Raw genomic sequence first — 21,420 nt, 5'->3', positions numbered from 1 at the left:
AATCACTTTTGGGGGGAATCGAGGAAGTCTTGACAGGGGCAGCGATCAGACCTCGCCGGCGGCGCGTAGCATTGGGCCCGTGACTGTGCATGAGCCGGATGACCTGCGTCCGGTGGACCTCTCCGAAGAGGGGCTGCCGGTGCTACCCGACCAGACGAGCGACGACACCGACTCCGGCTGGGGCGAGTGGCGCTCGTCAGACGACGTCTCCCGGTTGCTGGAGGAGCGACCCCCGCACTGGGACTGACGCCCGTCGTCCGGGCCGCGCGGAAACGTCCGCCGGGCCCACCGCGAAAGCCGCGGTCCGAAGGCTCCTGCCTCCGGGCCGCGGCTTCTCGCCGTCCTCACATCGGTGAGCGCGGCGCTCAGACGCCGGCCGTGTGGGCCGGGCCGGAGCCGTTCATGCTGCCGGAGCCGTTCATGCTCAGCACCGGCTCCTCATGGTCGGAGCGGTCGGAGCGGTCGGGGTGGTCGCCCGAGTCGGAACCGTCCGGCACCACGATGGCGGGGAACGTCCCGGTGTCGATGATGCCGTGCTCGTTGTAGGCGGCCTCGATCAGCGCGTGCGCCCGGGGCTCCAGCTTCCACAGGGCGCGGTACTCCCGGGCCGTGGCCAGCGAGATGCCGGTCTCCTTGGCGATGTCCGCCGCGCGGGGAACGAACCTGCGCTCGATCTGCTTGTCCCAGTACTGGCGCGCCGCGCGCATCAGGGCCGCGCGCTGGGCCGTGTCGACCACCTGCGGGGCCGCCGTCACGGCGTCATCGTCGTCGTCCTCGATGTAGGCCGCGCGAGTGCCCGCCACGGGCAGGGCGTGCGGCGCGGGCGGCTCCTCCGGCTCCGGCTCCCACGGGACGGGCGGGCGCAGGTCGATGAGGGCGCTGGTGTTGTACAGGGCGCCGATCTGCGACAGCAGCGCCTCCTGGCGGCCCGGGTCGACCGCGAGTCCGGTGTGCTCCACGGCCTGGTCCATCACCCGGTCCAGCTTGGCGAGCGCGGTCCGCATCTTACGGTCGGAGGCGCCCGCCTCGCGCAGCGCGCGGGCGCGCTTGGCGGCCAGGGCCACGCGGGTGAGCCGGCGGTGGGCGTCCACCTCGGTCACGGTGCGGTCGCTGACCTCGGCCAGGCCGAGGCGGACCATCGCCCGTTCCGGGGTGAACCGCCACTTGATGCGGGAACGGCCGGTGATGCGGTGCCGCTCGATGGCCATGCCGCGCTCCCACAGCCACGCGGCGACCAGCGGGGCGGCGAGCCGGAAGATGGCCTCGGCGAGGCTGCGGGCGTCCAGACTGGACAGCACCGCCGACAGGCCGGTGAGCACCCACACCGCCATGCCGTCGATGCCGGCCGAGTAGTTCTCACGCATGTTGCGGCGCGCGCGCACCGCGCTGGTGATCACCGCGACCTCGATGAACGCGAAGAGAAGCAGGCGCAGAGGCCCGTCGAAGCCGAGCACGTCACCGGAGAAGCGCCACATGCCCTGCGCGGACACCCCGGTCGCGATGCTGGCCGCGACGATGGTGAGGATGTCCTCAGCCGGACGGTTCTCGGCGAACTTGCGGTATCCGCTGGATGCCGCGCGGTAGGCCGCGCGAAGGGCGAAGAACGCGAGCACGAGGGCGACCAGAGCGGACACGCAGATGATGGCCGCTCCGAGCGGGTTGGCCGCCGCGTACGTTGTCAATTGATCGATGGGGGGCATCAGTCACTGTCCGTCATTCTCGATGTCCGACAGGATTACCGAGAGGATCATTTCAGACCAGCGCCACCAATGTTCCCTCAAACCCACTTTGCCCTAGCAGAAAGTCACCACCCACCACCCCCAATTGCCACAAAACGGCCGCCGGGGCCGGTGGACGCCGTCAGGGGGAGGTCGGGTTTAGGAGACGACGTCCTTGTTGCGGAAGCGGCGGAAGGCCAGGGCGGTGAGGATGGCGGCGTAGGTGACGGACAGGGAGGCACCTTTGAGCATGCCGCTCCAGTCGAGTTCGGGGGCGAGGGCGTCCAGCCAGGCCGTGTTCCAGAAGGTCGGCAGGAACTCGCGGATGACGCCGAGCGCCTCGACCGCCTGGAGGATGTTGCTCACGATGACCAGCCCGACGGCGCCACCGACCGCGCCCAGCGGGGAGTCGGTGTTCACCGAGAGCAGGAACGCCAGGGCCGCCACGACGAGCTGGCTCACCAGGGCGTAGCCGATGACGATGCCGAAGCGCGGCAGGACCGTCGTGGCCGCGATGGCCTCGCCCGTGCCCGGCAGGCGGATGTCGTTCCAGCCGAAGGCCACCGTGCCGGCCAGCAACGCCATGAGCGGCAGCATGATGACCGCGGCCGCCGAGTAGCCGAGCGCCACCACGAGCTTCTGCCGCAGCAGGCGGTCCCGGGGGACCGGCGCGGCGAGCAGATAGCGCAGTGACGACCAGTTCGCCTCGCTGGCCACGGTGTCCCCGCAGAACAGGGCCACGGCCACCACCAGCAGCAGCGTCGCCGAGACCGACAGCGTGAACGCGGCGAAGTTCAGGCCGCCCTGCGTGGCGAGGTCGGACAGGCGCAGGGTGCTCTGCTGCGTCGGCGCGGGGCCGAACGAGAACGCCACCACGAGGATCCACGGCAGCGCCAGCAGCAGGCCGAACATGACTAGCGTGCGGCGACGCCGGAACTGCCGGACGATCTCCACCCGCAACGGCAGAGTGCGCCCCGCCGCGTAGGTTCCCGAGCCTCGACCCGTCGCATCTCTTCCCGAGTCGCGCCCGGCTTCGTACGTTTCCGAGTCGCGCCCGGCCGAATCCGCGTTCCGGTCGGGCGGCCCTTTACGCGCCGTTGCCGGGTTTCCGGCGGTCGTGTCTGCGGGGCTGACGCCGTTTCCGGTGTCGTCCTCCGCGGCCCCGGTCGTTTCGTTCGCCTTGCCCGTTGTGCTCATTCCGGCTGTTTCGTCTCCCGTGTCGGGTGCGTGTTCTCCGACGCCCTGGCCGCGCGCGCCCGTCGTCATGGCTTGGTGCCGATCAGGTCGAGGAAGACGTCCTCCAGGCGGCCCGGCGCGCCGTTGGACGGGGCCGCGGCGAGCAGGTCGGTGACCGGGCCCGCCGTGACCAGACGGCCGCGATGCATGACGACGACGTGGTCGCAGGTCTGCTCGACCTCGGCCAGCAGGTGGCTGGAGACGATCACCGTGCGCCCGCGCGCGGCGTAGCGGATCAGCACGCGGCGCATCTCGGCGATCTGCGGCGGGTCCAGCCCGTTGGTGGGCTCGTCCAGCACGAGCAGATCGGGCAGCCCGAGCATGGCCTGCGCGATGGCCAGGCGCTGCCGCATGCCCTGGGAGTACGTGCGCACCGCGCGGTCCAGGGCCGCGCCGAGCCCGGCGATCTCCAGGGCCTCCTCGATGTGGGCCTCCTCGCGCGGGCGTCCCGTCGCCTGCCAGTACAGGTCGATGTTCTCCCGGCCGGACAGGTGGGGCAGGAACCCGGGGCCCTCGACGAACGAGCCGAGGCGGGCGAGCACGGCGTCGCCCGGCGTCACGCGGTGCCCGAAGACGCGGATCTCTCCCGCGTCCGGGTGGATCAGCCCGAGCAGCATGCGCATCGTGGTCGTCTTGCCCGCGCCGTTCGGACCGAGCAGGCCGAGGACCTGGCCCCGCTCGACCCGGAACGACAGATCGTCCACGGCGAGTTCGCCGTTGCGGTACCTCTTGGTGAGGCCGGTGATCTGCAGCGGGACGTCGGCGAGCGCGGGGTCCGGCGCGTCGCGGCGCCGGGCGCGCCCGGTCAGCCCCAGGGCGACGGCGACGACGAGCGCGGCGAGTGGCAGCGCCCACGTCCACCATGACAGGCCTGCCGCGGCGGCCTTGAGCGCCGGATCGGTCGGGACGGTCAGCGGTGCCGGGGCGGCCGCGACGCGGAACACGGCCGGGGCGGTGCCCGAGGCGTACCCCATGTCGGTGGTGCTCACCACTAGGCGCAGCCGGTGCCCGGCGGCGAAGCGGTAGTCGATCGCGGGAAGCGTCACCCTGACCGGCGTGCCCTCCGGCCGCGCGGTGACGCGGAACGGTGCCACCAGGCCCTGCGGGAGCGCGGGACGCTGCCCGCCGACGTCGTAGATCTTGGCGAAGAGCGTGACCTCACCCTCGCCGCTCACCGTGAGATCGGCCACCGGCGTGCCGGTCACGTCGAGCGGCGCGGTCAGCGGGGCCGATTCGAACGCGGCGGCCTGGCCCGGCATGTCCAGCGTCAGCCCGCCTCCGGCCGAGCCGCCGAGGTTGCCCAGCAGCCCGCCGATGCCCGGCACGCTGGAGATCGACGCGGGGGACCCACCGGGTGGGACGGCCACCGGCTGGGCGGGGCCGGCGAGCGCGACCGGCGTGGCCGCCGTGCCGGACAACCCTGGATATTTCCCGGAAACCGCGTGGACGAGCACGGGACGCCGGGTGCCAGGATCGCGCCCGCCGTCACGGGTGACGGTGAATGCCTGCGCGGCGTCGCCTCCGGAGGGGGCTTGTTTCTTCAGCCAGCGGTCGAACCAGCCGATCGTGCGGTCGGCCACCCAGTCGGCCTCACCGTCCCCGCCGTCGTGGCCACCCTCGAACCAGGCGACCTCCACGGGGGCGCCGGTGGAGGCGATGGCCTTGGCGTTGGCGTCGGCGTGGCCGAGCGGGAAGAGCGAGTCGCGCTTGCCCTGGATCAGCAGACTCGGCACGCGGATCCTGCCCGGCACCGAGACGGGGCTGGACCGGCGCAGCGTCTGGACGGCGGCGTCGGTGGCCCGGCCGGTCGACGCGACCTCGGTGTACATCGCGCAGATCTCCGGGAGGAACCGCCCGCATTGGACGTCCTGCGGCCCGCCGGAGGGGCCGGGACGGCCGGCTGCGCCCGCCCCGCCCGCCGCGAGCGCCGCCGCGCCGCCCGCGCCCGGCGCGAGGGGGGAGTCGACCGCGCGGGTGAAGAACAGCCCGGCCCACATGCGCTTGAACACGCCGTCGCGCGGCCCGGCGCCCGTGGCGTCGGGGAACAGCGCGTCGGCGAGGTCGTACCAGGTGATCTGCGGGACGATCGCGTCGATGCGGTCGTCATAGGCGGCGGCCATCAGCGTGATCGCCCCGCCGTAGGAGCCCCCGGCGGCGCCGAGGCGCGGGTCGCCGGGCTTGTCGAGCAGGACCTCGGGCCGCTTGGCGAGCCAGTCGATCAGCTGCTTGACGTCCTTGACCTCGTAGTCGGGGGAGTTGAGCGCGATCTGGCCGGTCGAGGCGCCGAAGCCCCGCGCCGACCAGGTCAGAACGGCGTACCCCGCCTGCGCCAGCCGCACGGCCTCGTCGCGCACGCTCGCCTTGCTGCCGCCGAACCCGTGGGCGAGCAGGATCGCGGGACGCCTGCCGCCCCCGGCGGGCGGGAAGAAGGTGGTGTCCAGCGTCACCCGCTGGTCGTCGCGCGGGCCGTCCACCACGGGGATCATCTGGTCGAGCCCTGTCGGCGGCGGGGGCGACGGCCACAGGGCCCACACCACCGCCCCGGCCGCCACGAGCGCCGCGGTGATCAACGCGGCGGACCGCCTCCCCCAAAGCTTCATGACCGCGAGCCTACTGATCCGCCCTGAGAGCTCGCTGAGACGCGCCTCCCGCGAGCGGGTTCTCCGGGTAAACCCCGATTGCGGTACATGTCGAGGACCGGCATCATTTCTTCGCGTGAAGCCGAGGGCACGCATCAAGGACAGGGTCACTCAGATGGTCGAGTGGGCCCTGCCGTACTGGACGCGAGGACCGGCGGGCAGGGAGACGCCCCCGGACCTGTTCCGCGTCCTCTACTACGGGTGGATCGCCGCTTTCATCCTGAAGGTCCTCGGCGCCTCCTGGGACGTCTCCTGGCACTTCAAGTGGCTGCGCGACGACTTCGCCCCTCCGCACCTGATCAACAGCGTCGGGACGGCCATCGTCGTCGCCCTCACGATCGTGCACTCCTACACCGGCTACGGCGTCGACCGCCCGGCGCAGCGGCTGATCCAGTGGGGCACGGGGACGTTCCTGATCGCGATCCCCATCGACCTGATCAACCACCGGGTGAACGGCGTCGACATCACCTCGTGGAGCCCCTCCCACGTGCTCCTCTACCTCGGCACCGCCTTCATGATCACGGGCGTGATCCGCGGGTGGTACGTGTACGCGGCCCCGGGCCGCCTGCGCTCGATCGTGCTCGGCGGCTTCTTCGTGTTCTTCCTGGAGAACGTGCTGTTCCCCAGCGAGCACCAGGAGTACGGCGTCCTGGAGCTCGCCTCGTGGGACCGGGGACAGCCGTACGCAGAGAAGACGCTGCTGGACTTCGCCGCGAACCAGATGGGCCGGGCCGTCGACCGCGGCATGGTCGAGAAGTTCTCGCTGCCCGTCCCCGACTGGGTGTACCCGATGTGGTTCGGCGTCGCCGCCGTCCTCGTCCTGGTCCTCGCGCGCACGCTGGTCGGCCGCAGGTGGACGGCCACGGCCGTCGCGGGCGTGTACGTCGCCTTCAGGACCGCCATCTGGCCGCTCCTGTACGCGTTCCACTTCCCGCCGTCGGCCGTGCCGTTCTTCCTGCTCGCCGCGGCCGTGTGCGTGGACGTCGCGTTCATGCTGCGCGTCCCCGCCGTCCGCGCGGTGGCCGGCGCCGTGCTGGTCACCGCCGCCGTCTACGGCGGCCTCGCGATCCAGGACCTCCTGCTGGACGCCCCGCCGTTCATGGTCGCCTCCGCGCCTGTCAGCGCGGTCCTGCTCGCCGCGGCCTGGTACGGCGCCGAGCGCTTCACCCGCGGGCGCTCGGGCGGCCGACCGGCCACCGCGGACGCCGCCGCCCCGCCCCTTCGCGCTCCCGCCACCCCCTAGCCCCCCCCCTCGTGCGGGGGAGCTGTGCCTATGGCCGCGCCTCCGGCACGGCGGTTCGGGGCGCTCTTTTAGGCGCCCCGAACAGGTCAGACGACGGCGGCGCGGGTCAGCGCGACCGCGACGCCGTACGCCAGGCCCATCACGGTGATCTCCAGTAGCGCCCAGGCGGCGAACGCCGTGGCCTCCCGCCGCGCGACCCCGGGCAGCAGGCGCCAGCGGATGTTGGCCCCCAGCGCCGCGATCACGCCCGCGAACACGGTCTTGGCGACGACGAGCAGCCCGTAGTGGGTGGTGAACAGCGAACCGGGAAGCCGCGTCGTGGGCGAGAGCGCGAGCTCGATCAGCCCGTTGAACAGCCCGGACACGGCGACCACCACCAGCGCGACCGTGGCCAGCCGCGAGAACCTCGGCAGGGCTCGGGCGAGCAGCTCCCGGTCGCGGGCGAGCAGAACGCCCAGGGCCACCAGGCCCCCCGTCCACGCCGACGCCGCGGCGACGTGCAGCTCCATCGACACCATGCTGATGTCGTGCCAGTACCAGTTGGACGCGTGGCCGCTGACCGGCAGCGGCAGCAGCCCGAAGATCGCCACGGCGATCCGCAGCTCGGCCGGGACCTTCTCGCCGAAGCGCACGGCCAGCAACCCGAAGCACGTGTAGACCAGGGCGCACGCCGCGCTGATCACCAGCCCCTGGCCGGCGCCGATGCGGGCGACGTACGCGGCCAGGTCGGGGGCCTCGCCGGGGGTCACCTCGGCGGCGCTCAGCACCATGGCCGTCAGGGCGGCCAGCGCCCACCCGAACGCCGCGAGGACCGCCCAGCTCCGCGCCCGGGACAGCATCGCCTCCGTCCGCTCGGGATCGTCGAAGCCCACGAACCTCGGCAGCAGGCTCAGGCCCACGGTCGCGAGCGCGCACAGGTCCAGGGCCAGCCGGGCCACGGGCAGGCCGTACTCGATCAGCGGGCCGGGCGCGGTGAGCCCTGGAACGGCCCCCGGCAGCGTCCACCACGTCGCGACCAGCAGGGTCAGCAGCGCGCCGCCCGTCATCGCCCACGCGGGCGGCCACCGCACGCCCACCTCGGGAGAAGCCACGCGTGCGGCGGAATCCGGATCGAGCGGACCGGAGGCCGAGGTGGACGTCGAGACCGAGGGGGACCCGGATTCCGTCAGGGTGGCGGCCTCGGCCGGCGTCGTGGAGACGGGGCCCTGGCCCGCGCCGGTCGTGGTCACGCGCCCTCGCCCCTCACCGGGCGTCCCTGACGGGCGACGACGAGGATGCCGAGCCCGGACAGCAGCAGGGCGACCACGAGCAGCCCCCACACCCAGCCGCCGCCGCTCGCCGGGACCGCGGCGACCTGGCCCGCCACGGGCGCCCCCGTCGAGGTCTGGACGGGAGGCGAGGGCGGCGCCGCGCCGGCCGGCGCGTCCAGCGTGAAGCCGATCTTCCCGCTCACGGGGTGGCCGTCGTTGGAGAGGATCTGATACCCGATGAGGTAGGCGCCGGGCTTGTCGGAGTACGGCAGCGTGGCGATCACATCGTCACCGGAGACCCGGACGTCCAGCTTGGAGACCTGCCCGCCGGGAAAGGTCAGCGCCATCTGGGCGAAGTCCGCGCGCACCGGCTGGTCGAACGTCAGCGTGGCGTGGCCGGGCATGGCGGCGAACCGGGCGCCGTCCTTGGGGTCGCTCCCTGTCAGCACGTTGTGGGCCAGCGCGGGCGCCGCCCCTACGGCCAGGGCCGCACAGGCCGCGAGCAGCACCGTAAGGAATCGCCTCACCGCGAAGTGCCTTCCTGGGGATTTGTCGGATGCTGCCATCGTGCCATCTCCACGGGGGCGGTGCGTCCGCAAGGCCAGTGGCTCAGGAGAAGAGAGTGATCGTACGGAGGGGGTTTCTCGCGGGGGGCGCCGAGACTACTATCCCAGCACCCCTCATCACTAGGAGCTATGCCGGTGAGCACGCCACCCCCCGTGAAGTCGCCCGCAGACGTCCCCCTGGCGCTCGCCGAGCCGGTGACCCGGGTGGGGCCGCGCTGGATCGGCCTCATCTCGCTGGCGAATCTCGCGCTGTGGATGGGCTACTTCGGCCCGCTGCAGGTGCTGCTGCCGCAGCAGATGGAGGCGGTCGCCCCCGTGGGCAAGGAGACGGCACTGGCGTGGGTGACCGGCATCGGCGCCGCGGTCGCCATGGTGTCCAACCCGCTGGCCGGAGCCCTGTCCGACCGGACGGCGGGCCGCTACGGCCGGCGTCACCCGTGGACGCTGCTCGGGGCGCTCGCGGGCGGCCTCGGCCTCGTCCTGCTCGCCGTCCAGGGGACGGTGGCGGGTGTCGTGATCGGATGGTGCCTGGCCCAGGCCGGGCTGAACGCGATGCAGGCCGCGCTGACGGCGGGCGTGCCCGACCACGTCCCGGTACGCCAGCGCGGCGCGGTGTCGGGGTGGATCGGCATCCCGCAGACGCTGGGCGTGGTGCTGGCCGTCGTGCTGGTGACGACGGTGGTCACGACCACCGGGGCCGGATTTCTGATGATCGGCGCGCTCGTGCCGCTGTGCGCGCTGCCGTTCGTCCTCGCCACGCCCGACCCGCCGCTGCCCGCCGGGCACCGCCCGCCGTTCAGCGCGGGCGGCTTCCTGCGCGGCTTCTGGATCAGCCCCCGCGCCCACCCCGACTTCGCCTGGGCCTGGCTGACCCGGTTCCTGATGCAGCTCGGCAACGCCGTCACCTTGCTGTACCTGCTGTACTTCCTCACCGACGCGGTGCACTACGAACGGGAGTTCCCCGGCGCGAAGGCCGAGGACGGCCTGCTAGTCCTCATCCTGATCTACACGGTCGCGGTGATCCTCACGACGGTGGCCGCCGGCGCGATCTCCGACCGGCTCGGGCGCCGCAGGACGCTCGTCACGCTGTCCGGCGCGATCAGCGCGGTCCCCGCCGTGATGCTCGCCCTCTGGCCGCAGTGGACGGTCGTCATGGTGGCCGCGGCCGTCATGGGTGTCGGCTTCGGCGTCTACCTGTCGGTGGACAATGCCCTGATCACGCAGGTGCTGCCCGCCGCCGCGGGCCGTGCCAAGGACCTCGGCGTGATCAACATCGCCAACTCGGGCCCGCAGGTCCTCGCCCCCGTGATCGCCGGGCCGATCGTCGCGAGCCTCGGCGGCTACCCGGTCCTGTACCTGACGGCGGGCGCCCTGACGCTCCTCGGCGCCGGCCTGGTCTGGAAGATCCGCTCAGTGCCCTAGATCCGCTGCCTTAGGGGGGCGGGTTCGAGGGGATGGTCGCGCACGTACGCCTTTGGCCGTTGCCGGTCCCAGAACCCGTCCCCGACCACCACGCGGTAGCGGTGGCTCCACGTCGCGCCGGGCGCCGGCTCGACCTCCTCGTGGAAGGCCGGCGAGGGGTTCACGGCGGCGAACGGGGTCGTACCGCAAAAACACCCGGCCGTCTGCCGAAACCTTTCGGATGGGAGGGGACGGCTACCGCGGCGGGGCCGTACTGTCGCGGATCACCAGGTCGGTGGCCAGTTCCACCCTGCGCGTTTCGGGCGTCTCACCGCGCGAGATGTCCAGGGCCATGCGGGTCGCGAGCGCCGCCATCTCCTCCAGCGGCTGGCGGACGGTGGTGAGCGGCGGCCACGCCGAGCGGGCCAGCGGCAGGTCGTCGAACCCGACGACGCTGAGATCGTCCGGCACGCGCAGCCCGGCACGCCGCGCGGCCTCGAACACGCCGAACGCCTGCATGTCGCAGCCCGCGAAAATCGCCGTGGGCGGGTCGGGCAGCTCGAGCAACTCCTTGCCGTGGACGTGCCCCGAGCCGACGAGGAAGTCGCCGTAGCGGATCAGCTCGGGGTCGACGGGCACGCCCGCGGTCTCCAGGGCGGCGCGGTAGCCGTCGATGCGCGCGCGGCTGCACAGCATCTCGGGCGGCCCGCCGATCACGCCGATGCGCCGGTGCCCGAGTTCCAGCAGGTGGCGGGTGGCGGCGAGCCCGCCGTGCCAGTTCGTCGCCCCCACCGAGGCGACCTCGGCGGCGGGCTCGCCCTCGGGGTCGACGATGACGAACGGGATGGAACGCGCCACGAGCTGCCCGTGCTGGCGGCGGGTCAGCCGCGAGGCCACCAGGACGACGGCGTCGGTGCGCCGGGCGGCGATGCGGTCCAGCCAGTCGCGGCCCGGGCCCCCGTGGGTGTGCAGGACCGAGACGACCACGCCGGCGTCGGCCTCGCGGGCCGCGGTCTCGGCTCCCCGGATGATCTCCATCGCCCAGGGGCTCTCCAGCTCGGCGAACACGACGTCGACGAGGCCGACCGGGCCGTCGCCCTGGCCGACGCGCCGCTTGTAGCCGTGTTCGTGCAGCAGGCGCTCCACCCGGCGGCGCGTCTCCGGCGCGACCTCGGGACGCCCGTTGACGACCTTGGAGACCGTGGGCACGGAGACCCCGGCCTGTTCGGCGATCAGGGCGATCGTGACCCTGCTCTTCGCTGACATGGGAGGGAGTTTATCCGAAAGCTTTCGGCTCCCGAGCGGCCCCCACTGAGCCGCGGAATATCCGCCGATATGCGGTCCCCGCGGCCCGGAAGCTGTTACGGGAAGGCTATTGACGGGTTACGCCGCGCTTACGCACTCTCCGGGTCGCGAAATATTCGGGCTGATTGCGAAACTTTCAAAGCGCTGTGCGAGCCCTCGGGGCTCCCCGGCCCGATGTGAACGAGGAAGGGGCCGGTGACATGGCGTCGGGTCGGCGGGGGGCGGTGACCCTGGCGGTGGCCACGCTCCTCATCGGCGGAGCCGCGGGCTGTGGGAGGCGCGGGCGGGTCGGCGGCACCCCATGTACGCCTCATCGCCCGGCGCCGGCAGCACGCCCACATCATGAGTTGCTGTAGGGAATCGGTAGTGCACGTTGAGTCATCGCGTTTAACCTTTACCTATGCTGGCTACGGTAAAGGTTATGGAGCCCACGGAGTGGTCCCGTGCCAGGCGCGCGGGGCCGGCGCGCATCTCCAGCAAGAACCAGGTGACCCTACCGGCCGCCGTGCTTCGCAAGCTCGGCCTGCGCCCGGGAGACCCGATCGACATCGTCGAAGAAGACGGCGAGATCGTGATTCGGCGGCATCGCAGTCGCTTCGACGGCGTCATCGGCACCATCCCCGGCTTCACCGAGGCCGTGGACGTCGAGGCGAGCCGCGACAGCTGGAGCTGATGGCGTGCGGTCCGTAGTGCTCGACACGAACATCATCTCGGGCCTTCTCAATCCCCATGACGCGCTTCATCGAGGCGCTGTGGAGGCCGTTCGTCATTGGGAGGACCGAACGGCGTTCTTTACCGTTTCCGTGATCACCTGGGGTGAGCTGCGGGTGGGCGCCATCCGTAAGGCGTCGAGGCCGAGAAGGCGCTCGCGGAGTTCCGTGCCGCCGCCATCGATCGCATCGTGACGGTGGACGAGTCGATGGCTGAGTGCGCGGCCGCGCTCAGAGCCCGAGATTTGACCGTTCGGATCCCGGACGCCCTCATCATCGCTACGGCCCGTGAGGCCGGAGCCGACGCTCTGCTCACCGCCGACCAGAAGCTCTACGCCATCGCACCAGATCTCGTGGAACTCGTCCGTCCATCGGTGCATGGCTGATCCTCGCCAGGATGTCAGCCCTGAACAGGCGCCAGATGCTTCGGCGCCCTGTCGTCTAGAACGGTCAGATGATCACGCAAGAGGTAAGCGACTTCGCGAGAACGGGCGCTTTGAAGGGTCTTCGTATCGGCGATCCCTGGTCAAAGGCGCTCCGCGTGCTCGGTCCCCCGGATGGCGAGACCGAGGGACCGGATGACAAGATGTACGCCTTCGCGGACGTCCAGGTTGGCAGATCGCGCAGTGTGTCGTGTGGTACATGGCGGTAGAGCCGGTGGGGGAGATCGCGGAGTTCCCGCGGGGGTCATACGAGTCGGTCAGGGTGCCTGCTCCTCGCCGCGATGAGTTGCTCGCCGCGTTGCGTGAGGCCGGGGAGGTGGTCGTGGAGACCCAGCCCTACGTGCCGGACCAAACATGGTGGCAGGTGGTTACGTCGGGTGTTCTCATGTACTTCGACGAAGATGGGCTTCTCTCCGTCATGGTGAAAGACGACCTGGCCTTGGACCATTAGTCTGATCATGCGCTTGGCGTGGCGCTTGTCATCTCGGTCGCTGGTCGCGATGAGAGGTCCGGAGTCGCACGGCGGAGTTCTCATTCGCTTTTCCATATCGCGTCGATGGCCTCGACGATCTCCCGATCCTTCCGAGCCTTGGCCATGATCTGGCGGTACCTCTGGGAGAGTTCGCGCTCGCCGCTTGCGATGCTGCCGACCCACCGGAAGCGCTTCCGAATGGCTTCGTAGTCGAACGGAGCCTCGTCAGTGGGTTCGGTGGTTTTGTCCATACGGCACCTATTGGCGATCACGTTCCGATCGTAGATGGCTACCGTTAGTCGTTGTGGCGTTTCGGCTTCGCAGGACGATCGGACCTCGACCGGGAGTGTTGTCATCCCCCCATCGGTTCGGGCGGCTCACGGTGGTTCGACCGCCCCGGCGGTCACCAGTCGGCCGCGTCCACGTAAGGCCGGGTCCAGACCGTGACGTGCAGCATGACCGACTTGGTGAAGGCGGCGTGCATGCGGTCCACCTGCTCGGGCGAGGCGCCCTTGGCGGCCAGGTACTCACGCGCCGTGGCGATCACGACGGCGGTGAAGGCGAGCAGGTAGCGCATGGGAATGTGCTCGAGGGAGTCGGCGTGGTCGGTGGCGTTCTTCTTGGCCCGGGTGTGACGCAGCCCGATCTCCTGCTGGTAGTTCAGCCAGTCCTGATCCAGGGGGCGGGTACAGGCGTCGATGATGAACCGGTCGAAACGGGGCTTGGACGCCGCGCTGTACTCGGGGTTGGGCCTGCCGTCGGGATGGCCGGAGTAGGGGCGCATGAACGGCAGCTCGCCGAGCCGCCGGCGGTAGGCGGTGACCATGTCGTCGGCCTGGTCGGCGAGAATGCCGGCGGCGTCCACCAGGGCTCGTTGATCCTCTTCGGTGAGCCCCACCACCGCCTTGAGCCGTTCCAGGTCCTGCATGGTCAGCGGCGAAGCGGCGGTTTCGGCCGTGCCATAGGTGTAACCGGGAATGCCCTCGGCCTGTTCGGTGACCAGCTTGGGTGTGGGCGTGTGCGCGGTCTTCACAAGAGCCCCCTTGGTCGTACGGCGTCGAATTCGGGCCTCGAAGCATCACAGCGCGGCGCACCCCGTACCCCGCGCCTTCGATCTGCGAAGACTTGTCCATCTATGGATACGGCCTAAACGCCTCTGGTCCGGGCCACGAGCCGGTCGAGTTCCGGCTTCCTCAAGATGGGCCTACCCACCTTGAGGTGCCACACCTCGACCGTAACCGCGCAACCCTTCGACAGCGCTCGAACAGTGGTGGGCCGGTGGGGGAGTGTCCCTGCGGATTTGTCGAGCAGGTGCGTGGCCTTCGCGAGAAGGAAACCGACGAGCACGCGCAGTGCCAACGGGTCGGAGTGCGTGGAGGTCGCGATGGCCGACGTCGCTTCCGGGGCGCGGGCGTCCGCGGTCTTCCTGCGCGACAGCAAGAACCCATCCGGCCCGGTCATCACCCTCACGTCTCTCCAATGGCGCGCCTTCATCGCAGGGGTGAAGGAGGGAAGTATCGGCTGAGATCCCCTGTTAGGAGGGGCGAGCGCTGGACGACGAGAGCCAGTGCCGCTTGGAGGGGATGGGTCGGTGAGTTACGAGGAGTTTCGGCGTGGGGTGATGTTCTTCGAGGCGAAGGACTATCCCCAGGCGGCGCGGATTCTGGCCTCGATCGTCGAGGCGGAGCCCGCCAACCGGGCGGCCGTCGAGTTGCTGGGGCGGGCGTACTTCCACAGCGCGCAGCTCGGGCGGGCGGAGGAGACGTTCCGGCGGCTGGTCGAGCTGGACCCGGTGAACGGCTGGGCGTGTGAGGCGCTGGCGCGAACCCTGGAGCGTCGCAGCCGCCCGGAGGAGGCGGAACGTTACCGCAAGCTGGCCGTCGCCATGGGCGCGGAGCAGGTGACGGCGGTCGACGTCTCGGTGTACGCGGCGAACCTCGACTAGGCAGGTCCTCTAGGGCTGCCCGGGATGTCCCCACGGCGGTCGCCTTCGGCGGTGAGACGAGCGGGTGGGGACTTCTTAGGGGCGTTTGATAGTCACAACTATCATAGTTGTGACTATCAAACTCGGCCCGTGCCATCCGCTGCGTCAAGGCATGGACGCGAATACCTTCCCCTGCCGTGCTGAAGCCCGGTGGCGGTGCTCGTGGTTCGGAACGGGTCAGGGCGGCAGGACTTTGGTGGCGATTTCGGTGGCGACGGCGAGGTCTTCCATGGCGAGGCCTACCGACTTGAAGAGTGTGGGGCGGTCCGGGCGGGTCCATGGTTCGGTGACGACGTGGTGCAGGTCGACGTCGAAGACGGAGTCGTCCGCCGCGCCGGACTTCACCGCCATGATCAGGTCTCCGGCCTCGCGGCGGGCCGGGCCGGGCTGCTCGACCACAACGAAGGCTCGCCGTACGGTCTCGCCGTCGACCTCCCGGACCTCGGGATGGTGGCTGCCGATGGCGTTGACGTGTGCCACGTCGGTGAGCAGCCGGCCGTCGAACAGGGGAGTGGCCGAACTCGTGCACGTGCAGACGATGTCGGCGGTCGCCACGTCGGCCGGGGTTCCGGGGGTGACCGTCAGCCCGTGTTCCGCGGTGAGCTCGCCGGCCAGTAGCGCGGCCCGCGCCCGGTCGCGGGAGACGACGCGCACCTCGGCGAGTTGCCGGACGCCGAGCATGGCCCGCACGTGCGACCGGGCCTGCGGGCCGGTGCCGAAGACCACCAGGGTCCGCGCGTCGGTGTGGGCCAGGTAGCGGGTCGCCAGCGCGCTCACGGCGGCGGTCCGCAGCGTGGTCAGTTCGGACGCGTCCAGCAGCAGCCGGGGGACCAGGGTCGCGGCGTCGAAGAGGACGTAGACGCCGTTGATCCGGTCCACCGAGAGCGCGGCGTTGCCGGGGGCGACGGTGACGAGCTTGGTGCCCGCCCACGCGCCGTGCTCGCTCGGCATCACCAGCAGTTCGCCGCGGTTCCACGGGACGGCCGTGCGGGGCGGGTCGCCCTCGCCGGCGCGGGCGCGGAACGCCTGCTCCAGTGCCATGACCGCGTGCTCCATGGGCAGGACGCGGCGGATCTGCTCGGCCGTGACGTACGGCGGCGGGGGCGTCATGCGCGGTCCCGGGAGAACGAGTCGGTCGCGAGCGACTCCAGTAGGCGGGTGAGGGTGAGCACGCCGAAGCCGGTGGCGCCGCGGCCGGAGGCCGGTCCGCGCCATGCCGGTCCGGTGATGTCCAGATGGGCGAAGGGGATCTCCTCCGGGACGAACTCGCCGAGCAGCAGGGCCGCCGTGATCGCACGGCCGGTGTCGGCCTCGGGGAAGTTCCGCACTTCGGCGTAGCCGGACGTGATCTGGTCCCGGTAGCGGCGCGCCCAGGGCAGGGCCCACAGCGGCTCGCCGGCGAGGGCGCCCGCCCGGAGCACCTGCCGCGTCAGGCCCGGGTCGCGTCCGAGCACTCCGCCGATCTCCGGTCCGAGCGCGGTCACCACCTGGTAGGTCAGCGTGGCGATGTCGACGATCGCGTCGGGGCGTTCCTGGGCGGCGAGGGCGAGCGCGTCGGCCAGCGTCACGCGGCCCTCGAAGTCGGTGTCGAGCACCTGGATCCTCTGGCCGTCGCAGGCGCGCAGCACGTCCCCGGGCCGTACGCCGTGCGGGCCGATCATGTTCTCGGCGAGCGGGAGCAGGCCGCGGACGGCGACCGGGAGACCCCGCCTGGCCAGCACGGACATCACGGCGAGTACGACGGCGGCGCCCGCCATGTCGCAGCGCATGGCCATCATGGCCGCCGGTGACTTCAGGGACAGGCCCCCGGAGTCGAAGGTGATGCCCTTGCCCACCAGCGTGACCGAACACCGCGCGTCCGGCGGCTCGTGCCGCAGGTCCACCAGCCGCGGCGGGTGTGGAGATCCGGCGCCCATGCCGAGCAGGGCTCCCATCCCGAGCCCGCGCAGGTCGCGCTCGTCCAGCACCCGCGCGGTCAGGCCTTCCCGGGTGGCGACGTCCCGCGCGAGGGAGGCCAGATCGCCGGGGACGAGCTCACTCGGCGGGCGGTTGGTCAGGTCCCGGGCGAGCAGCAGGGCCTCCGCGTCCAGCAGTCCGGCGGTGACGTGGTCGTTCTCGGGCCCGGCGAGCCCGGTGAGCGTCACGCCGAGCGGTCGCGCGGCCGTGAGGGCCAGCCCGGCCACGACCGCGCGGACGGACTCGCCGGCGCCGACCGGGCCCGCGCCGCGGCTCGCCAGGTCGACCCGCACGGTGTCGCCGGGGATCAGCGCCGCCGCGGCGGCCGCGGCGGCGCGCAGTCGTTCGGCGTCGCATCCGTCCCGCGGCCCGAGTCCGGCCAGCAGCACCGGCCCTCCGTCCTCGACCGGCGCGGTGGAGCCCGGTTCGGCCGTGAACCCCTCCCACCTCAGCAGGCCCGCCGCGCGCAGGCTCTCCACCTCCTCGGTGAAGACCCCACGCACCTCGGGCGCATCCGCCCGACCCGGCCCGACCGAGACGTCCATCGCCTACCTCCCCCTGTTACGGCGCGCCCAGTTTCCTGCAGCGGTCGCGGCCCTCGCAGGGCGCCTCGCACGGTGACCCGGCGATGTGGTGGTCACCGTGCACATCCCGGGCCGTCCCGCCGGAGTTACGGTCACCGCTACGCCTTGCAGAGAGGAGTTCCTTAATGAGCCGTTTCCGGGTCTCCATGGACATCGGCGGCACGTTCACCGACGTCATCGGCTACGACGAGGCCACCGGCCGCTACCAGGTCGGCAAATCGTCCACGACGCCAGAAGATCTGACCGAGGGAGTGCTGACAGCGCTGGGGTCCCTGGTGGACTCTCCCGGCGACATCGCGTTCACGGTGCACGGCACCACGCAGGGGCTTAATGCCTTCCTGGAACGGCGCGGTGTGAAGGTGCTGCTGCTGTCCACCGCGGGCGCGGGGGACACCTACCACATCGCGCGCGGCCCGCGCACCCGGCTGTACGACCTGCACTTCCGCAAGCCGGAGCCGCTGGTCCCGCTGCGTGACATCGTCGAGATCGGCGGCCGGTTCGACGCCGCCGGCGCGGAGCTGGAACCCCTGGACGAGCAGGCGGTGCGGCAGGCCGCCCGGCGCTACCGCGACGGCGGGTTCGGCGCGATCGCGGTCGCCTATCTGTTCAGCTACCTGGACCCGTCGCACGAGCTGCGCACCCGCGAGATCCTGGGCGAGGAACTCGGCGAGGACGTCACGATCTCGCTGTCGCACGAGGCCGCGAAGGAGTGGCGGGAGTACGAGCGCACCTCCTCGGCGGTCGTCGAGGCGTACACCGGTCCGGTGGTGCGACGCTACCTGGAGCGCCTGGAGACGAATCTGAAGGAGCGGGGGCTCGCCGTACCGCTGCACGTCATGCAGTCCTCCGGGGGCGTCCTCACCGCCGAGTCGGCCCGCCGCCGCCCGTTGCAGACGCTGCTGTCCGGCCCCGTCGGCGGGACCATGGGCGGGGTCGAGCTGGCCCGCGCGATCGGCCGGCCGAACCTCATCTGCGTGGACATGGGGGGCACGTCCTTCGACGTGTCGCTGATCATCGACGGGCAGCCGGACATCTCGGCGGAGGCCAAGATCGAGGGCCTGCCGATGCTGATGAGCGTGGTGAACATCCACACCATCGGAGCCGGCGGCGGTTCGGTCGCCTGGCTGGAGGCCGGTGGCCTGCGGGTGGGCCCGCGCTCGGCGGGCGCCAACCCCGGCCCGGCGTGCTACCGCCGCGGCGGCACCGAGCCGACCGTGACGGACGCCAACCTCGTGCTCGGCCGCATCGACCCGGAGTGGTTCGCCGGCGGCTCGCTCACGCTGGACACCGGGGCCGCGCGGACCGCGCTGGAGGGCCTGGCCGAGGCCCTCGGCCTGGACACCATGGCCATGGCCGAGGGCGTCTGCGACGTCGCCAACGCCAAGATGGCGCAGGCGATCAGGACCATCACCGTCTCGCGGGGCATCGAGCCGCGCGACTTCACCCTCGTCGCCTTCGGCGGCGCCGGGCCGATGCACGCGGTGTTCCTGGCCAGGGAGCTCGGCATCGGCGAGGTCGTGGTGCCGCGCTTCCCCGGCGCGTTCTCCGCGTGGGGCATGCTGCAGACCGACATCCGCAAGGACGCCTCGGACACCTACTTCTACCTCGACGCCGACCTGGACACCGCCGACATGGCGGCCAGGCTCGCGGCCATGGCCGAGGCCGCCCTGGCCTCGCTCGCCGACGAGGGGGTGCCCGAGCGGAACCGCCGGGCGGAGTGCGCGGTCGACATCCGCTACGCCGCTCAGGAGTACACCTTGACGGTGCCGCTGCTCGACGCGGACGAGCCGGCCAGGGACGACTTCGTGGAGATCATCGCCAAGCGGTTCGGGCAGCAGCACATGTCGCGTTACGGCCACGCGAACCTGGGCGCGCCGATCGAGTTCGTCACGCTGCGCACCACCGCGTTCGGCGACCTCGGCCGCGGTGCCGCCGAGCAGGTCGAGCGGGCCACCGGGACGGAATTCCCGCATGAGCTTCGCGAGGTCGTGTTCGACGGCGAGAGCCGCTCGACCCCGCTCGTCCGCCGCGAGGACCTGGCGGCCGGGCACGCGTTCGAGGGCCCGGCGATCATCGTGGAGGGCACGGCCACCACCGTGGTCCCTCCGGGCTTCTCGGTGTCGGTGGACCCCATCGGCTCCCTGGTGATTCGGGCCGGTACGGACGCGGCGCTGTGACAAACGGTATGGGACAGGAGGAATCATGACCGACAACAGGACCGTCGACCCCGTCGTGGTAGAGATCATCCGCAATGCGCTCGCCGCGGCCGCCGACGACATGAACGCCACCCTCATCCGGTCGGCGTACACCCCGATCATCTACGAGTGCGGCGACTGCGTCGTCGCGCTGCTGGACGACCGGCACCAGGTGCTGGGCCAGTCCGCCGGGCTGCCGATCTTCCTCGGCAACCTGGAGACCTGCACCAAGGCCACCGAGGAGCAGTTCGGCCGCGAGGTGTGGCAGCCGGGCGACGTGTGGATCCTCAACGACAGCTATCTCGGCGGCACCCACCTGAACGACGTCACCATCTTCGGCCCGGTCTTCGTCGACGAGGAGCTGGTCGGCTTCACCGCCACCCGGGCGCACTGGATCGACGTGGGCTCCAAGGACCCGGGCGGGTCGATGGACTCGGTGAACATCTACCAGGAGGGCCTGCGGCTCGGCGCGCAGAAGCTGGTCGAGGGCGGCCGCGACGTGCCCGGGGTGATGAGCACGATCGCCACGAACGTGCGCTTCCCCTACCAGACCAGCGGCGACATGCACGCGATGATCGCCACCATCAAGATGGGCCAGGCCCGTCTGGAGGAGATCGTCCGGCGCTTCGGCCTCGACACGCTGCGCGCCGCCCGCGACGAGATCTTCGCCCAGACCGAGGCGCTGGAGCGCGAGGTCATCGCGGCGATCCCGGACGGGGTCTACACCGCGGAGGGCTGCCTGGACAACGACGGCATCGACCTCGGCACCACCGTCCCGATCAAGCTCAAGATCACCGTCAGCGGCTCGGACATCGACTTCGACGTCACCGAGTCGGCCGACCAGACCACAGGGCCGGTCAACTGTGGCGTCTCCCAGACGGTGTCGGCCTGCCGGGTCGGGTACAAGCTGCTCGTCAGCCCGGACGTGCCCGGCAACGGCGGGTCCTTCCGCCCGATGACGGTCCAGGTCCGGGAGGGCTCGGTGTTCGGCGCGGTCGCCCCGGCGGCCTGCCAGTGGTACTTCTCCCACCTGGGGATGCTCATCGACATGGTGGCCAAGGCGCTCGCCCCCGCGATGCCGGACAAGGTGGCGGGGGCAAGCCACGGCGACTCGATGATCGTGCTGCTGGCCGGCACCGACCCGCGAACCAGGCGCGACTACGTCAGCCTGGAGGCCACCCTCGGCGGGTGGGGAGCCTGGGACGGCTCGGACGGCGAGACCGCGCTCATCAACAGCACGAACGGCTCGCTCAAGGACATCCCGGTGGAGGTGTTCGAGACCCGGTACCCGTTCCGCATCAGCCGGTACGAGATCCGGCCGGACTCCGGCGGCTCCGGCCGCTTCCGCGGAGGGAACGGTGTGGTCCGCGAGTACACGGTGCTGCACGACTGCACGGTCTCGCTGTGGTTCGAGCGGTCGGCCACCCCCGCGTGGGGCCTGTTCGGCGGGCACGACGCTGTCCCGCCGGAGATCGTCATCAACCCCGGTCGTCCCGGCGAGCGGCGCATCCTCAAGTGCAACGGCCTGCGCCTGGCCGCCGGCGACGTGATCCGCTGCATGACCGGTGGTGGCGGCGGCTTCGGCGACCCCGCCGACCGCGACGCCGAGGCCGTCCGGACGGACGTGCTCGACGGCCACGTCTCCGCCGCGCGGGCGGCCGAGTTCTACGCCGTGACCGTCTGAGCGACCGTCTCAGCCGGGCATCCGATCACGGTAC

At 71.4% G+C, this 21,420-nt stretch carries 21 protein-coding genes; 10 read left to right on the top strand and 11 right to left on the bottom strand.

Features of this window, described 5'->3' with window-relative positions; translation table 11 throughout:
- Positions 1-79 precede the first annotated feature (79 nt).
- The gene (locus tag AB0H21_RS02815) at positions 80-247 is read left to right on the top strand and encodes a hypothetical protein (protein WP_181871229.1); all 168 of its coding nucleotides are present in this window, start codon (positions 80-82) and stop codon (positions 245-247) included.
- A gap of 118 nt (positions 248-365) precedes the next feature.
- On the opposite strand, the gene AB0H21_RS02810 is transcribed toward AB0H21_RS02815, so the two are convergent.
- From AB0H21_RS02810 to AB0H21_RS02800, 3 genes are all read right to left on the bottom strand, one after another.
- A complete protein-coding gene (locus AB0H21_RS02810; protein ID WP_358510609.1) occupies positions 366-1,700 on the bottom strand; it encodes a hypothetical protein in 1,335 nt (444 codons plus the stop codon).
- A gap of 177 nt (positions 1,701-1,877) precedes the next feature.
- Positions 1,878-2,672: an ABC transporter permease subunit gene (locus tag AB0H21_RS02805; RefSeq protein ID WP_358510606.1), complete on the bottom strand. Its 795-nt coding sequence runs from the start codon at positions 2,670-2,672 to the stop codon at positions 1,878-1,880.
- Between the two features lie 308 nt (positions 2,673-2,980).
- Positions 2,981-5,554: an alpha/beta fold hydrolase gene (locus AB0H21_RS02800; RefSeq protein WP_358510603.1), complete on the bottom strand. Its 2,574-nt coding sequence runs from the start codon at positions 5,552-5,554 to the stop codon at positions 2,981-2,983.
- 115 nt (positions 5,555-5,669) lie between these two features.
- Between AB0H21_RS02800 and AB0H21_RS02795 the strand changes: the two genes are divergently transcribed.
- A complete protein-coding gene (locus tag AB0H21_RS02795; protein ID WP_358510600.1) occupies positions 5,670-6,836 on the top strand; it encodes a hypothetical protein in 1,167 nt (388 codons plus the stop codon).
- Positions 6,837-6,922: 86 nt separating this feature from the next.
- Here the strand turns inward: AB0H21_RS02795 and AB0H21_RS02790 are convergent, their stop codons facing one another.
- Positions 6,923-8,065 (bottom strand): CopD family protein, encoded by a 1,143-nt coding sequence (locus tag AB0H21_RS02790; RefSeq protein ID WP_358510597.1) that lies wholly within the window; start codon positions 8,063-8,065, stop codon positions 6,923-6,925.
- Positions 8,062-8,613, bottom strand: coding sequence for a copper resistance CopC family protein (locus tag AB0H21_RS02785; protein WP_358510594.1), 552 nt, complete (start codon positions 8,611-8,613; stop codon positions 8,062-8,064). Before AB0H21_RS02785 ends, AB0H21_RS02790 begins: the two co-directional genes overlap by 4 nt.
- A 174-nt stretch (positions 8,614-8,787) precedes the next feature.
- On the opposite strand from AB0H21_RS02785, the gene AB0H21_RS02780 reads away from it, so the two are divergent.
- The gene (locus AB0H21_RS02780; protein ID WP_358510591.1) at positions 8,788-10,074 is read left to right on the top strand and encodes an MFS transporter; all 1,287 of its coding nucleotides are present in this window, start codon (positions 8,788-8,790) and stop codon (positions 10,072-10,074) included.
- Here the strand turns inward: AB0H21_RS02780 and AB0H21_RS02775 are convergent.
- Both AB0H21_RS02775 and AB0H21_RS02770 read right to left on the bottom strand, forming a co-directional pair.
- Positions 10,071-10,238 (bottom strand): hypothetical protein, encoded by a 168-nt coding sequence (locus AB0H21_RS02775; RefSeq protein WP_358510589.1) that lies wholly within the window; start codon positions 10,236-10,238, stop codon positions 10,071-10,073. The genes AB0H21_RS02780 and AB0H21_RS02775 overlap by 4 nt on opposite strands.
- Before the next feature lie 70 nt (positions 10,239-10,308).
- Positions 10,309-11,319, bottom strand: coding sequence for a LacI family DNA-binding transcriptional regulator (locus tag AB0H21_RS02770; RefSeq protein ID WP_358510586.1), 1,011 nt, complete (start codon positions 11,317-11,319; stop codon positions 10,309-10,311).
- A 460-nt stretch (positions 11,320-11,779) separates the two neighbouring features.
- Here AB0H21_RS02770 and AB0H21_RS02765 point away from each other — a divergent pair, with 460 nt between their 5' ends.
- From AB0H21_RS02765 to AB0H21_RS02755, 3 genes are all read left to right on the top strand, one after another.
- Complete coding sequence (locus AB0H21_RS02765; protein ID WP_358510583.1) at positions 11,780-12,031, top strand: AbrB/MazE/SpoVT family DNA-binding domain-containing protein; 252 nt, start codon at positions 11,780-11,782, stop codon at positions 12,029-12,031.
- Positions 12,032-12,277: 246 nt separating this feature from the next.
- Complete coding sequence (locus AB0H21_RS02760; RefSeq protein ID WP_358511365.1) at positions 12,278-12,454, top strand: PIN domain-containing protein; 177 nt, start codon at positions 12,278-12,280, stop codon at positions 12,452-12,454.
- Between the two features lie 256 nt (positions 12,455-12,710).
- Complete coding sequence (locus AB0H21_RS02755; RefSeq protein WP_358510581.1) at positions 12,711-12,962, top strand: hypothetical protein; 252 nt, start codon at positions 12,711-12,713, stop codon at positions 12,960-12,962.
- Between the two features lie 80 nt (positions 12,963-13,042).
- Here the strand turns inward: AB0H21_RS02755 and AB0H21_RS02750 are convergent, their stop codons facing one another.
- Both AB0H21_RS02750 and AB0H21_RS02745 read right to left on the bottom strand, forming a co-directional pair.
- Positions 13,043-13,234: a hypothetical protein gene (locus AB0H21_RS02750; protein ID WP_358510578.1), complete on the bottom strand. Its 192-nt coding sequence runs from the start codon at positions 13,232-13,234 to the stop codon at positions 13,043-13,045.
- Positions 13,235-13,386: 152 nt separating this feature from the next.
- On the bottom strand, positions 13,387-14,016 hold the full coding sequence (locus AB0H21_RS02745) for a protoglobin domain-containing protein (protein WP_358510575.1): 630 nt from the start codon (positions 14,014-14,016) through the stop codon (positions 13,387-13,389).
- A gap of 165 nt (positions 14,017-14,181) precedes the next feature.
- Here AB0H21_RS02745 and AB0H21_RS02740 point away from each other — a divergent pair, with 165 nt between their 5' ends.
- Together AB0H21_RS02740 and AB0H21_RS02735 are read left to right on the top strand one after the other, a co-directional pair.
- A complete protein-coding gene (locus AB0H21_RS02740; protein ID WP_358510572.1) occupies positions 14,182-14,508 on the top strand; it encodes a DUF397 domain-containing protein in 327 nt (108 codons plus the stop codon).
- A gap of 96 nt (positions 14,509-14,604) precedes the next feature.
- A complete protein-coding gene (locus AB0H21_RS02735) occupies positions 14,605-14,928 on the top strand; it encodes a tetratricopeptide repeat protein (protein WP_358511362.1) in 324 nt (107 codons plus the stop codon).
- 216 nt (positions 14,929-15,144) lie between these two features.
- Here the strand turns inward: AB0H21_RS02735 and AB0H21_RS02730 are convergent, their stop codons facing one another.
- Both AB0H21_RS02730 and AB0H21_RS02725 read right to left on the bottom strand, forming a co-directional pair.
- Positions 15,145-16,077: an ornithine cyclodeaminase family protein gene (locus tag AB0H21_RS02730; protein WP_358510569.1), complete on the bottom strand. Its 933-nt coding sequence runs from the start codon at positions 16,075-16,077 to the stop codon at positions 15,145-15,147.
- A complete protein-coding gene (locus AB0H21_RS02725; RefSeq protein WP_358510566.1) occupies positions 16,074-17,468 on the bottom strand; it encodes a leucyl aminopeptidase family protein in 1,395 nt (464 codons plus the stop codon). The genes AB0H21_RS02730 and AB0H21_RS02725 overlap by 4 nt, the downstream gene beginning before the upstream one ends.
- Before the next feature lie 164 nt (positions 17,469-17,632).
- Here AB0H21_RS02725 and AB0H21_RS02720 point away from each other — a divergent pair, with 164 nt between their 5' ends.
- Both AB0H21_RS02720 and AB0H21_RS02715 read left to right on the top strand, forming a co-directional pair.
- Complete coding sequence (locus tag AB0H21_RS02720) at positions 17,633-19,684, top strand: hydantoinase/oxoprolinase family protein (RefSeq protein ID WP_358510563.1); 2,052 nt, start codon at positions 17,633-17,635, stop codon at positions 19,682-19,684.
- Between the two features lie 25 nt (positions 19,685-19,709).
- Positions 19,710-21,386 carry a hydantoinase B/oxoprolinase family protein gene (locus AB0H21_RS02715; RefSeq protein WP_358510560.1) on the top strand — a complete coding sequence of 559 codons (1,677 nt, stop codon included), beginning with the start codon at positions 19,710-19,712 and terminating at the stop codon, positions 21,384-21,386.
- Positions 21,387-21,420 lie beyond the last annotated feature (34 nt).

This window comes from Sphaerisporangium sp. NPDC051011 (genome assembly GCF_040653595.1).
Taxonomy (GTDB): domain Bacteria; phylum Actinomycetota; class Actinomycetes; order Streptosporangiales; family Streptosporangiaceae; genus Sphaerisporangium.
The sequence above is the reverse complement of the archived record's forward strand: the minus strand, read 5'-3'. Positions and strand labels throughout refer to the sequence as shown.